Below are 12,763 nucleotides of genomic sequence, written 5' to 3'. Positions count from 1 at the left end.
CCCTGGCCGTTTTCGCCACCCTAGAACCCGCCGCGCAGAAGCTTGAGGTAGCCTCCCGCCATCAACGCCCGCCCGCGGCGGACTAAGCGGATGGTCACGTCCCGGACCGAGGAGGTCTTGAAGTCCATTTCGTCGTCCGGCAGCCCGAAGATGTCCGCCGCGATCTGACGATAACTGGCGCGGCGCAGCGAAGCGTCGAGCGCATAGAGAGCGCGGGCCAGGCGCTCGCGTTGGGCCAGGCTCAGGCGCGATCGCGGCGGCGCGTCGGTGATCTCCGCGCGCCGCAGCGCCTCGCAAGCGCGAACGCGCAGGCTGAAGTCTGCATCATACGAAAGCACAACCACCCATGGCCCCAGCGCCGGCCGGCCGCGCGCGAGAAGCTGAAGACCACTTGGCAAACGGATGTGCGCCTCTTCATCGCTCGTGCGTACAGCCGCCTCCGCGCGAGGAAGACTTCGCGGCTCTCCGAACGACGCAGGCTCCAATGGGACCACCAACCCTGGTGCGACGYCCGCCCGCCAGAGCACACCTGCATCATCGACCGGCAGCGCCGGATCGGCTGGCATCATCAGGCCCCAGCGTCGGTCCAGCGGTCGGTCACCGACCACGGCGTGGCGGTAGTTCTCGGCGTAGGCTGGATTTCGTCGAAGAAACTCCCAGCAGAACGCTGGCACTGTCAGCTTCAGATGTGCGCGCCAGCCGCCGCCAGCGCCATCGCTTGGCGGCCGTTCCGTGCTCGAATTGGCGAGCTGCGCGGCCATGAGGCAATCGCGACAGAGGTGCTCCGGCGGCGCACGCGATTCAGCGACACAGCCATCACTACGCGTTCATCGCCGCAGCGACTTGCTCGTTTACCTGCAACGTTTGAGAGGAGCCTGTGGGTTTGGTTGCAAGTCGAAGCGTACTGGCTCTCGTACTTTTGCGCAGCCGTTAGCGGCGGATTTTCAAGGCTGCGACAAGCAACTCGTGAACGCTTAGCAGCTGATCCTCCGACAATGGAGACAAGGCCTTCACGATCTCGACCAATGGATCGTTGCGGCCTTCGCGCGCAGCAAATTCGCCAATGCCGAACAGCTCTCTCGGATCGACTTGCAACGCGTCCGCAAGTCTAACGATCGTCTCAAAGGTAGGCCCGGCTTTGCCGCTCTCGATGTTCTGGATTGCGCCAGGCTGTCGGTCGACGCGCTCTGCGAGTTGGGCTTGGGTAAGGCYAGCGAGCTTTCGGTGATGCCGAACGAGCGACCCGAATTGCTCYTCTAGCCTTGCCATACGCCCCGGCCCAAAACCTCAACACCAGGAGGAATGTTCGGCGAGCCAGCACGCGGCACACAGCTTTTCAGAGCGTGTCTTTGTGCATTTTCTATCTTTTAAAAATAGGAAAATGCGAAGATTCTGTGGGGCAATCTCAGGTGATTGTCCGATGGATGGTTTTACTCCGCCCGCCCCGACCCGCCAGGACCTGGCTCATGCCGTCGAAATCCTCTTTCGGCGGTACGACGACTGGCTGCGCGGCGTGCTGCGCAAGCGCTATGGCGACATGGCCGACGACCTGGCGCACGAGACCTATCTGCGCACCGCTCCGCTCGAGGCCGCCGGCGAAGTGCGCCACCACAAGGCGTTCCTGCTGAGGGTCGCCGACAACCTGGCGCGCGACCGCCTGCGCAAGGTCCAGCGCGAGAGCGATCACGCCACGCACAGCGAGCCCTTCACGGCGCAGTCCACGGCGCCCTCGCAAGAGCACGCCCTGGCGCTGAAGCAGATCGTGCTGGCACTCCCGGAAGAGTTGCGCGATGTTTTCGTGCTGACCCATATCCAGGGCCTGACCTATCGCGAGATCGCGCGACTTCGGGACATTCCCGAGCGAACCGTGAAGGATCGGATGCGCCGGGCCCTGGCCAGGACGTCAGCGGCCATGCGGGACTAAGGCTGCGCTCGTCATGATCAAAGACCAAGGCAAAATCACCCGCTCTACCCGTGAAGCGGCCGACTGGTTCGTGCGCCTGAACGTCGGCGCCATCGAGACCGAGGAGCTCGAGGCCTTCTCCGCCTGGACGAAGGCCGATCCGCAAAACCGCGCCGCCTACGACCGCCTGGATGACATTAACAAGTCGATGGTGGGGTTGCAGGACGATCCGGACCTGCGCGCGGCCGCCGCGCAAGCCCTGGCSCGCGGTCCAGAGCGCAAGCCGGTCCGTCGCCAAAGCGGCGCTCGGCGGGCGCGCATCTTGATCGCCGCCCTGGCTGCAGCCTGCGTGGTCGGCGCGGTCCTCGGCTGGTCGTTTGTCACGCGGGCCGACTATGTGACGGGCGTTGGCCAGACGCTGAGCGCGCGCCTTGAGGACGGCTCGCGGGTCCAGCTCAACACCGACACCCGGCTGCGCGTGCGCTACACCCTCGGCGAACGGCGGATCGAATTGGTGCGCGGCCAGGCCTTCTTCGACGTCACTCACAACGCCGAGCGTCCCTTTGTCGTCGAGGCGGCGGGCACGCAGGTCCGCGCTCTGGGCACGCGCTTCGATGTCCGCAAGGTCGGCCAGGAAGTCCGCGTCACCCTGGCCCAAGGCAGCGTCGAGATCCGCGACCCCAAGGTGCGAACCGCGCCTTGGCGGCTCTCGCCCGGCCAAGCCCTGGCCGTTACGCCCAAAGCGCCCGCCGACGTCGCGCCCATGGCTGTCGACGTCGCGACGGCGACCAGCTGGACGACCGGCAAGCTGCGGTTCGACAACGTGACCCTCGCCGAGGCTGTCCACGAGCTCAATCGCTACAGCAAAGACAAGATAACGTTTGCTGACGGCGTGCCGACCGATCATCGCATAAGCGGCGTCTTCTCTTCTGGCGACCACAGCGACTTCATCGCCGCGGTCTCATCGCTCTATCGGCTCGACACCGTTCGTCGCTTCAACGGCGACCTGGAGCTTCGGCCTGTCGCGAGGCCGTCGGCTTGACGTCATAATTTTTTCACGCAGCCACCGCCCGAGGACGTCACCGCGGACGTCTCCCCCGCGGTCCATCGGCGGATCAGAAGCGCGTCATCATGATCGCGCCCGCCGATGGCGGGGGAGTTATAAGATGACGCGTTTGTTCTCGGGGCTATTTGGCGGCGCTTGTCTTTCGATCCTGGCGGTCGCCGCCGCGCCGGCCGCGGCCGTGGCCGCCGAACCGGTGGTGACCGTCAGCCTGCCGGCCGCGTCGCTGCGCGCCTCGCTGATGGCTCTGGCCGATCAGGCCGGCATCAACATTCTCTTCGAGACCGAACTGGTCGCAGGCCTGCAGGCGCCGCCCGTTCAAGGGCGATTGACCGCGCGCCAGGCGCTGGATCGTCTGCTGGCCGGCAGCCGCATCAGCGTCGAGCAAGTCCGCCCCGGCGTGCTGGTCCTGCGTCCGGCGCGCGTCGCGATCAGCCTGCGGCCTGAGGCCGCCGAGCCGACGAGCGGAGGCGCGGGGGTCGAGCCCCTGGCCGCCGCTCCGCTCGCGCAGGAGCCGACGATGGTCGAAGAGGTCGTCGTGGGCACGCATATTCGCGGTGCTCGCGACAAGGCGTCTCCCGTCATTATCCTGGGACGTGAAACGATCGATCGCGGCGGCTATGCGACCCTCGGCGCGGCCATGGCCGCCCTGCCCCAGACCTTTACCGGCACCGCCAGCGACAAGGCCGGCGCGGTGGGCGCCGATGCGACCGGCACAAACGCTGGCCGGGCCACCGGCATCAACCTGCGCGGCCTGGGCGCTGACGCCACGCTGGTGCTGGTCAACGGACGGCGCATGGCCGGGGCCGGGATCATGGCCGACTTCGCCGACATCTCCAGCCTGCCGCTATCGGCCGTCGAGCGCGTCGATGTGCTGCTCGACGGCGCCTCGGCGCTCTATGGGTCCGACGCCGTCGGCGGTGTCATCAATGTCGTGATGCGCGATCGCTGGGAGGGGATGGAGACGCGCGCCCGTATCGGCGGCGCGACCCAAGGCGGCCTGGGTCAAAGCCAGTTTGCTCAGACCTATGGCCAGGCGTGGAGCGGCGGCTCGCTGCTCCTGAGCGCCGAATATCAGCGCTCCAACGCCATTCACGGCCGTGATCGCGTCTACACCGCCGACGCCGATATGCGGTCCTTGGGCGGCGCGGACCACCGCCTCTACTACAGCCAGCCTGGCAATGTGCTGAGCGCCAGCGGCGCGCCGATCTACGCCATCCCGTCCGGTCAGAACGGCTTGAACCTGACGCCAGCCTCGTTCCTCGCTGGCCAGGTCAACAACCAAAACCAGAACGCGGTGGCCGACGTCCTGCCCACCCAGGAGCGCTTTGGCCTCTATGCTTCAGCGACCCAGAAGGTCGGGTCGCGCGTCAGCCTCAACGCCGAGGTTCGCTATAGCGATCGCCGCTACGCGATCTCCAACCTGGCGCCGATCGCGGGCCTGACCATCAGCCGCACCAACCCGTTCTTCGTCTCGCCCAATGGCGCGGCGTCCAACACCATCGCCTACTCCTTCCAGAACGAGACCGGCGCCTCGCGCAACACCGGCTCGGTGCGCAGCAGCAACCTGGCCTTCGGGGCCAAGGTCGATCTCTTCGCCGGCTGGCGTCTGGACGCCTACGCCGCGCACGGCGAGGAGCTGAGTCTTGGCCGCAACGACGGTTTGGTCAGTTCGGCGGCGTTGAACGAGGCCCTGGGCAATACGGCCGACAACCCGGTGTCGGCCTACAGCGCGCCGCGGGACGGCTACTTCAACCCCTATATCGGGCAAGGCGCCAACAGCCAGGCGGTTCTGAATTTCGTGACCTCGGGCTGGGACAGGCGTCGCACGTTCGGCAAGCTGGACATCGCCAGCGCCACGGCCGATGGCGCGCTGTTCAGCCTGCCGGCCGGCGCGGTGCGCCTGGCCATCGGCGCTCAGGTGCGCACCGAGGCGCTGAAGACCAGCGGCGTGAGCACGTCCTCGTCCCTGACGCCGATCCCAACCCTGGCGCGGCGCGGCGAGCGCACGGTGCGGGCGCTCTTCGCCGAGGCGCGGGTCCCGCTGTTTGGCGGCGCGTTTCAGAGGCCGGGGTTGGCCAAGCTGGAGCTATCGGCCGCCGTCCGGCGCGAGGACTACGACGGCGGCATGGGCGCGACCACGCCAAAGTTTGGTCTTGCCTGGGCTCCGGTAAACGATCTGACGCTGCGCGCCACCTACGGGGAGTCGTTTCGTGCGCCCTCGATCGGCGAACTCACCGATCTGCAAGGCGCCACGCCAGTGCGGCTGAGCAATGGCTCGGCCAGCGTGCTCACCCTGATCCTGACCGGCGGCAATCCGAACCTCGCGCCCGAGACCGCCAAGTCCTGGACCACGGGGTTTGAGTATGCGCCGCTCAGCCATCCCGAACTGAAGCTGTCGGGGACCTACTTTCGCACGCAGTTCGAAGGCCGCATCGGCCGGCCGGCGATCGCCTATCTCTCGACCATCCTGACCGCGGCCGACCTGGCGCCGTTCCGGACCACGATCGCGCCGACCACCAATCCCGCCGATCTGGCCCTGGTCAGATCCTACCTGGCCAAGGCCTCGGCGGCGGCCCAGGCCCTCTATCCGGCCGAGGCCTACGGGGCGATCGGCGATGCGCGCTACGTCAACGCCGGCGCCTTCACGGTCGAGGGCGTGGACCTGGTTGGCAGCTACCGCATGTCGGTGGGCGCCGACACGCTCGACTTCGCCGGCAACCTGTCGTGGATGATGCACTACAAGCGCAAGGTGACCGCCACCTCCAAATCGGTCGAACTCACTGGCATGGCCGGCTTTCCGGCCGATCTGCGGGTTCGGGGGTCGGCGACCTGGACCCACGGCGATGTGGCCACGACCCTGACCCTCAATCACCTTGGCGATCTGCACACCGACACGGGTCGTCGGATGAAGCCGCTGACCACGGCCGACCTCCAGGCGCGCTGGGCGCCGTCGGCGCGGTCCGGTCCTTGGCGGGGTCTGGCCGTGGCCCTGACCGTCCAGAACCTCTTCGACAAGGACCCGCCGTTCTACGATGCGCCGCAGATCGTCGGCTATGACGCGACCAACTACGACCCCAACGGCCGCGTCGTGGCGCTGCAGCTGACCAAGGCCTGGTAGGCCTCTAGCCCCCACCTCATCCGGAGTTTCAAGCAATGCGTGTTCTCGCATGGCTGGCGCTTGCCTGCGCCCTGGCCATCCCCGCGGCTTCGGCCGCGGGACCGCCTCCGCGGCCCTACACCATCGACGACATGCTTTCCCTGCAAAGCGTGGGGCGGGCGGCGTTCTCCGGGGACGGGCGGACCCTGGTCTACGAGACGCAAGGGCCGTTGACGTCCGCCGGCCGGTTCGACTTGGAGTTTTTCTCCATCCAGCGAACCGGCCGGCTCTGGGTCGTCGATGTCGCCGCCGGCGGGCCGCCTCAGCCGCTGCTGGGCCCCGCGCCCGGGACGGGAGAGAGCCTGGGCGCCCTGTCGCCTGACGGGCGGCGCGCGATCGTCTACCGCCTGAAGGGCCACACCAACGAGCTTGGTGTCGTCGACCTGGCCAGCCGCAAGGTCCGCTGGTCTGGTCGCTGTGTCGACCTGGAAGCCTGGTTCAGCCTGGCGCGCTGGCGAAGCGATCATGAGGTCGTGGTGCTGAGCACCACGCCGGACACGCCCTCCTTCGCGCTCAATCGCGGCTGGCAGACCCAGGCGCGGACGATCGCGGGCTGGGAGGCCGCCGAGGYCGGGCAAGTGTCGGTGAGCGTGTTGCGCGGCGGGCCCGGCGCCGCGAGCAATCCGCCCTGGCGCGACGCCGATCTGATCGCGCTCGATGTCGAGAGCGGCGCGGTTCGTCCCTTGGCGCGCGGACCGTTCATCGCCCTGTCGCTATCGCCCGATGGCAGGGCCGCCGCCCTGACCGCGGCGATGGAACCGGTGACGATCGATGGAGACAGCATCGCGCGCAACGACGCCTTCGACCGCCGTCGGCGGCTGACCCTGGTCGATCTGTTTTCGGGCCGGACGCTCCGGCCGTGTCCGCACTGCGACATGGTCTCCGCGGACATGACCTGGGCGCCCGACGGCCGGGGCCTCCTGATCAGCGCCCGGCCGGATGCGGCCAAGGCGGGCGATTGGCGCCAGGTGCGCTACTGGAAAATCACCGCCCGTGGCGAGGCCTCGCTGCTGGCCGGCGATGTTGAGCCCGGGACCATCCAGACGATCGGCGGGACCAATGCAAGCCTGCGGCCGGACATGGGCTGGGTCGGCGGCGCGCCCGCCGTCCTGGGCCGCCGGCCAGGCGACAGCGCCATGGCCTGGTGGCGCATCGACCCAGACGGTCCCAAGGCCCTGCTTTCAGGCCTGTCGCCCGACGGCGGCCGCCGGCTGGCCCAGATCAAGGACGGCTTTCTGGTCAGGACCTCCGAAGGCGTCAAAACGCTCGGCCTGGCGGGCGTGACACCGCTCGCCTCGGCGTCGGACAAGGTTCTGCCGGCCCCGGCCCGGGCCGGCGAACTGCCAGGCGCGATCCTGGTCGAACATGGCGGCGAGGTCCGCGTGCTGACGAGCCGGGGCGCCGACCGGGTCGCCGCGCAGCCGCCGGCCGGGGCCAGCCTTCTGGCCGTCGCGGCGGCGACCGGCGCGACCCTTGGTCTGGCCAAGACCGACCATGGGGTCGCAACCCTGATGCTGTCCGAGCCGGGCCGCCCGGCGCGTATCCTGGCGACGCTCAACGCCTTCCTGGCGGATATCGACATCACGCCGCCGCACCGGATCACGCACCGCACGCCGCAGGGCGCCATGGTGTCGAGCTGGCTCTACCTGCCCGCCGACCACAAGGCGGGAGACAATCGCCCTCTGATCGTCGTCCCCTACCCGGGCTCGGACTATGTCGCGCCCTCGGGCGCGGCGGCGCCGGACGCGCGCAACTACACCACCAATGTGCGCGCGATGGTTGGGGCGGGCTATGCGGTGCTGACGCCCAGCCTGCCGATGGCCCAGGACGCCGAACCCGCCAAGACGATGGCTCAGGCCATGCTGCTGGCCGTTGATGCAGCCCTGGCCGCTGACAGCGGTTTGTCGCGCACGCGTCTGGCCGTCTGGGGTCACAGTTATGGCGGGTACGGCGCCTTGGCCGCCGCGACCCAGTCCTCGCGGTTCAAGGCGGTGATCGCCTCTTCGGGCATCAGCGATCTCTTCTCGATGTGGGGTGAGCAGGGTCACCAGGCGTTCGGCGCGCCGGAGGTCATGCTGCACGCCTCCAGCATGTTCGGCTGGTCGGAGACCGGCCAAGGCCGGATGCTCGGACCGCCCTGGAAGCATCCGCAGCGTTACCTCGACGCCAGCCCCCTTCTGCACGCCGACCAGATCGTCGCGCCGGTGCTGCTGATCCAAGGCGATCTCGACATCGGCGGGCGCCAGTCCCTGGAAATGTTTTCGGCGCTTTATCGACAGGGAAAGTCCGTCGAGCTGCTCTACTACCGGGGCGAAGGTCACGTCGTGCAGTCACCCGGCAATCTCAAGGACCTGACGCGTCGCGCCTATGCCTTTCTTCAAGCGGCGCTCTCGGCCGACAAGGTCGCCGACACCGTTCCCCTTGCCGCGCCCTCGGAGGCCGCGCGCCCTTCCCAGTAGCGGGCGAAGGCTTCCAACACCGTGGCCGTCAGGATCTCGGCATAGGCGTTGCGGAAGATCAGGACCTCGGGGCTCAGCACCGCCTCGAGGTCCGCGCGCTCGAGAACGCCTTGGGCCACCAGCCGACCGTCGAGCAAGAAGTCGCGTAGCAGCGGGACGTTCCGAGCCAGGGTGCGGCCCATGAAGGTGCTGATGTCGCCCTTCGAACGGCGCGCGACGATGATCTCCGGCAGCCGATCGGCGAACACCCGCCGGGCGAAGCTGCGCTCGCCTTCTCCCTGACTGAGGATCGGCGCTGGCGTGGTCAGACAGGCTTCGACGACGGGCTGGCTCAGCAGCGGATGACACAGGCGCGCGGCCGCCCCTCGGCGGGTGTGGGCGAACACGCCTTGCGTCAAGGCCAGGCCTCGGATCTGCGCCCGTTTGGCGGGCGGCAACCCGTTCAGTCCCGCCACCCAGGGGTGCCAGGTTCCTTCCGGCCGTTGCGGCGCCAGGATGACCGGCGCGGTCATCAACTCGGCGACCGCGCGGCTGGGACGCCCTCGCAAGGCCTGAGCCGCCAGGCTCCAGACCGAGCGCCGCGTACGCAGCGCCACCTCCACCAGGCGCGCGATACGCGATCCCTCGCAAGGGACACCGCGCAACAGATCGCCCGCGAGATCAGCGGCGGCAAGCTGGTAGAAAACCACGTCGCCGCCGTGGCCGGTGAAGACGATGTCCGCCTGGATCTCGGCGATCGCCTGCAGCACCAGATCGTCATAGTCGGTGTCGAGGATCTCGAAATTGGGCCGAAAGGACCCGGCGCCGGCCAGGAGTCCTACTTGCGTGAGGGTCAGCAGAGGTCGGTCGACACATCGTAGAGGCGTGGCGGCCCGCTCGGCGGCGGCCCGGGCATAGACCCGTTCATCGGCCTCGGCCTGACCGCGATAGAAGTTGAGCGCCGCGTCAGCCGGGCGATCGACCGCCTTGAGGCTGGTGGCGACGATCGCCGAATCCAGGCCGCCGGAGATCTCGCAGAGCACTCGCTGCCGGCCGAGCAGGTAGGCGCGCAAGGCGCCGTCCACCGCGCGCCGCAGCCCCGCCTCGTCCCTTCGGCGCGAGCTCTTGCGCGCAGCGGCGGCCGGTGTCCAGACGATCTGCGAGTTCTCCAGGGCGGGGCCAAAGCGGCAAACACCGGGCGGGATCCAGGTGAGACCGATCAGCGGCGGYGCGGCCCCCATGCGCCGTGGGTCGGCCATCAGGTCGGCCAGGGCCGGCCAGTCGACGGCGACATTGGCGGGCGCGGCCATGCCTTCGGGCGGCTCGTCGCCGACGATCGTCACCCCCTCGCGCGTCCAGGAAAAGGCCGGCCGGCCGCCAAGCGGATCGGCGAACACCACCGCCCCTCCGCCACTGCGTTGGCGAATGACGGCGACATAGTCGCCGAACGCGTGGGCGGCCAGCACACCCGCTATCGCCTGCGGGTCGCTGTTGGCCAACTCGCCCAGGATGGACAGGTCAAAGCGGCTGGCCTCCCCGGCTTCAGCGGCCGCGCGATCGAAGATGTCGCCCACCACGGCCCCGACCGGACCACGCCAGTCGCCGAGCATCGCCACCGGCGGCGCGGCCCTGTCCCGGACGAACACGGACAGGGCGTAGGCCTGGGGTCCGGGCGTCCAGCCCCGGGCCTGCAGGTCGGCGGCCATCGCTTCGAAGGCCACGGCGGTCTGGCCGCCAGGGTGGGTCAGGATCAGATAGGCCACGCCTCAGACCCCGAAGAGCGGCGCAAAGGCTGACAGGCGCTCGGCCTCGTCGTCCAGGGCGACGTCGTCCGCCTGCAGCCAGCAGTGGGCCTGAAACGGCCAGGTCCGCACGCCGAAGACCCAGGTCGGCTGATGGCCCAGCGCGCGCAGGAACGCCGCCAGCATCCCGCTGCGAAAAAGACAGACCCCGTCCATGGGCAGCCACGGGGCGAGGCGACGCCATACGGCGAGATCCGCCAGCAGGTTGGCAAGTTCCGGCGGCGCGGTGTCCGGCTTGGCCGCAGGTTCGACCAGCTGACGGAATGACTGTTGCTTGCCGGCTAGCCCGGCTCGGATCGCCGCGCCGAGCGCGGCGAGGTGGCGCGCGCGCAGTCGGGGCCTAATGTGCGGCGAAAGCTCCAGCAGGCGCCGCGCGGTGCGGACCGGGCGCTGCGGCTGTTCGCGCCCGGCGATCGTCTCCGCGTCGCTATTACGGGCCAGGCCGGCAGCCACCAGTTCTTCGGCCAGACGGGTGTCGCCGGTGCGCAGGCGCCGCCCGTCGAGGCTGGCCAGACCAGGCGGCAGCGGCAGGCAGAAGTAGGCGTCGGCGTCGATATCGAGGAAGACGAGGTCATCGTCGATCATCACCGCATGGACATGCTGGGCCAGTGGGACTTCCACGTGAATTTCTTTCCGGAGCTTTGGCGGCAGGTGTTGACGGAGGCCCTCGCGGACCTCCGTCAACGGTCGGCTCAGATGCCCTCGAACGGACGGGGCAGAAGGACCTCGGGGGTGTCCCCGCTGGTGCCTTCGGTCAGCTGCCGGGCGGAGCCGACGCGGATCAGACGCTGGGTCATGGTGGTCTCCTTTCGATCAACCGCGAGATGCGGCGGCGATCAGGAGGCGGCCGGCGAGACCTATATTCAAATCTATATTCGCCCGTTCTTCGCCGATCGAACGCGGCTCATGGGAGGTCGAACGGCGCGGCGTGAAGGCGTGCGGCAGCGGGCCGCCGGGTCACAGCCTTGGCCGGTCCCAGAGCGATCAATGACGTGGTCGAGGTCATGGGTTTGCCGTGCGGATCGAACCTGCGGTCAACGGCGGGACGGGCGTGCGCCCCGCCGCCTAGATCGGATCAGACGCCCGAGTAGAGCTTGCCGGTCATGTCTTCGGGCACCAGCTGGATGTCGCCGGCCAGGGTCAGGGTCTTGGCCGAACCCAGGGCGATCAGTTTGCGGAAAGCGGGCATTGCAGTCTCCTTCAAGTCAGGGCTGCCGCGAGGTTGCGACCCTCCAAGGAGCTGCGGGCTTGGTCCTATATTCAAATCTATAGTCTCGGCGCGATCTGGGCCGAGATCGCCGCCGACAGGATCGCGGCGCTGCGTCGTACGCGTCGGGCGTAGTAGCGCCGCACAGGCTCGGCCAGGGCGCTGGCGTCGCYGGGCCCCTCGCCCCTCGGCCACCCCATCTCTGGCGGCCACTTCTCCGGCGACAGACACAGCCGCTCGGCCAAGACGAACGGCGCCAACTGGGCATGAGCCCGAAACGTCTCCCGCGCCAAGGCGCGGTTGTCGGCCTGATCCGCCAGCCATAGGACCGTTTCAGGAAGGGTCGCACGCGCCTTCACGCCGCCAGCGCGGGCCCGCACCAAGGTCAGGCTCAAAATCCCGGCCAGGCCATAGAGACCCGCCAGACTGGCGGCGTCGTGGACCACGCCGGCATAGCCCGACCGGGTGTGACTGATGAGCCCCTCGCCTGCCAGCCAGGCCAGGGCTTCGCGGACCGGCGTCTGGCTGACGTCGAGCTGCGCCGCCAGCACGTTGACGGCCAAAGGCGCGCCCTGTAGCGGCCCGTCGACGGTCAGGCGCTGACGCAGGGCCTCCAGGGTTCGTTCGAAAAGTTCGCGGTCTCGGCCCAAGGCTTTCGGCTCCGTGAGCCGGCTATCTCCCGCGCCCCTCCACGACGCGTCGACCGGTCCGCGGGCAACCGGACCACAATGGGCCAGCAAACCTGTGGACGCGCGACTCGGACTGCAACAGTGGGCGCCGGCCCAGCCAATCGCTGCCGGCAATTTGCCCAATCGTTGCGGCTTTTTACGCAACCATTGGGCTTAACCGAACCGATCGGTAGGGAATCCAGGCGCTTAGGCATTCGCTCTCGGAGCGGAGGGTTTTGACCTGCTCCAAAGCGGTTGCTGCATGGGGAATTTGCTGAGTTACTTGCGCTTAGGTTGTTTGCGTCGCGTGGAGTGTCACATGGCCGGCTCAACCCAGGCGCCGCTCGCGCGCCAGGCGCGCCTGCTGTCCAAAATCGTCAAGCTGGTGCGCAAGGAGCGCCGGCTGACGAGCGCCGAAGTTGCCCAGGGGATGGGGATTGCGCTTCGCACCTATCAGGACTTCGAGGCGGGCCGGCGAGAGTTCGATTTCAACAAGGTGCGATTGTTCGCCAAGGCCACACG

Annotated in this window: 10 protein-coding genes; 5 read left to right on the top strand and 5 right to left on the bottom strand. The window is 68.4% G+C overall.

Annotation, left to right across the window (positions count from 1 at the left end; all coding sequences use genetic code 11):
• Nucleotides 1-20: 20 nt before the first annotated feature.
• Nucleotides 21-761: a DNA -binding domain-containing protein gene (locus tag AC1DSO_RS05030; protein WP_477067806.1), complete on the bottom strand. Its 741-nt coding sequence runs from the start codon at nucleotides 759-761 to the stop codon at nucleotides 21-23.
• Between the two features lie 169 nt (nucleotides 762-930).
• Complete coding sequence (locus AC1DSO_RS05025) at nucleotides 931-1,269, bottom strand: helix-turn-helix domain-containing protein (RefSeq protein ID WP_477067805.1); 339 nt, start codon at nucleotides 1,267-1,269, stop codon at nucleotides 931-933.
• A gap of 151 nt (nucleotides 1,270-1,420) precedes the next feature.
• Between AC1DSO_RS05025 and AC1DSO_RS05020 the strand changes: the two genes are divergently transcribed.
• The 4 genes from AC1DSO_RS05020 (at nucleotide 1,421) to AC1DSO_RS05005 (ending at nucleotide 8,585) form a co-directional block, all read left to right on the top strand.
• Complete coding sequence (locus tag AC1DSO_RS05020) at nucleotides 1,421-1,924, top strand: RNA polymerase sigma factor (protein ID WP_477067804.1); 504 nt, start codon at nucleotides 1,421-1,423, stop codon at nucleotides 1,922-1,924.
• A gap of 13 nt (nucleotides 1,925-1,937) precedes the next feature.
• Nucleotides 1,938-2,945, top strand: a complete 1,008-nt coding sequence (locus AC1DSO_RS05015; protein WP_477067803.1) for a FecR family protein — start codon at nucleotides 1,938-1,940, stop codon at nucleotides 2,943-2,945.
• A 124-nt stretch (nucleotides 2,946-3,069) separates the two neighbouring features.
• Complete coding sequence (locus AC1DSO_RS05010; RefSeq protein ID WP_477067802.1) at nucleotides 3,070-6,087, top strand: TonB-dependent receptor; 3,018 nt, start codon at nucleotides 3,070-3,072, stop codon at nucleotides 6,085-6,087.
• 35 nt (nucleotides 6,088-6,122) lie between these two features.
• Nucleotides 6,123-8,585, top strand: coding sequence for a S9 family peptidase (locus tag AC1DSO_RS05005; RefSeq protein WP_477067801.1), 2,463 nt, complete (start codon nucleotides 6,123-6,125; stop codon nucleotides 8,583-8,585).
• Here the strand turns inward: AC1DSO_RS05005 and AC1DSO_RS05000 are convergent.
• The 3 genes from AC1DSO_RS05000 to AC1DSO_RS04990 form a co-directional block, all read right to left on the bottom strand.
• Entirely contained in the window at nucleotides 8,504-10,327 is a 1,824-nt protein-coding gene (locus tag AC1DSO_RS05000; protein WP_477067800.1) for an asparagine synthase-related protein, read from the bottom strand. The genes AC1DSO_RS05005 and AC1DSO_RS05000 overlap by 82 nt on opposite strands.
• A 3-nt stretch (nucleotides 10,328-10,330) precedes the next feature.
• Nucleotides 10,331-10,987, bottom strand: a complete 657-nt coding sequence (locus AC1DSO_RS04995) for a lasso peptide biosynthesis B2 protein (protein ID WP_477067799.1) — start codon at nucleotides 10,985-10,987, stop codon at nucleotides 10,331-10,333.
• A 645-nt stretch (nucleotides 10,988-11,632) separates the two neighbouring features.
• Nucleotides 11,633-12,223, bottom strand: a complete 591-nt coding sequence (locus AC1DSO_RS04990) for a GntR family transcriptional regulator (RefSeq protein WP_477067798.1) — start codon at nucleotides 12,221-12,223, stop codon at nucleotides 11,633-11,635.
• 337 nt (nucleotides 12,224-12,560) lie between these two features.
• Between AC1DSO_RS04990 and AC1DSO_RS04985 the strand changes: the two genes are divergently transcribed.
• The coding region (locus AC1DSO_RS04985) for a helix-turn-helix domain-containing protein (protein WP_477067797.1) at nucleotides 12,561-12,763 on the top strand (203 nt) is incomplete at its 3' end.

It is taken from the genome of Caulobacter sp. P4_E5, from assembly GCF_056401555.1.
This window is presented reverse-complemented; position numbering and strand designations above follow the sequence as displayed.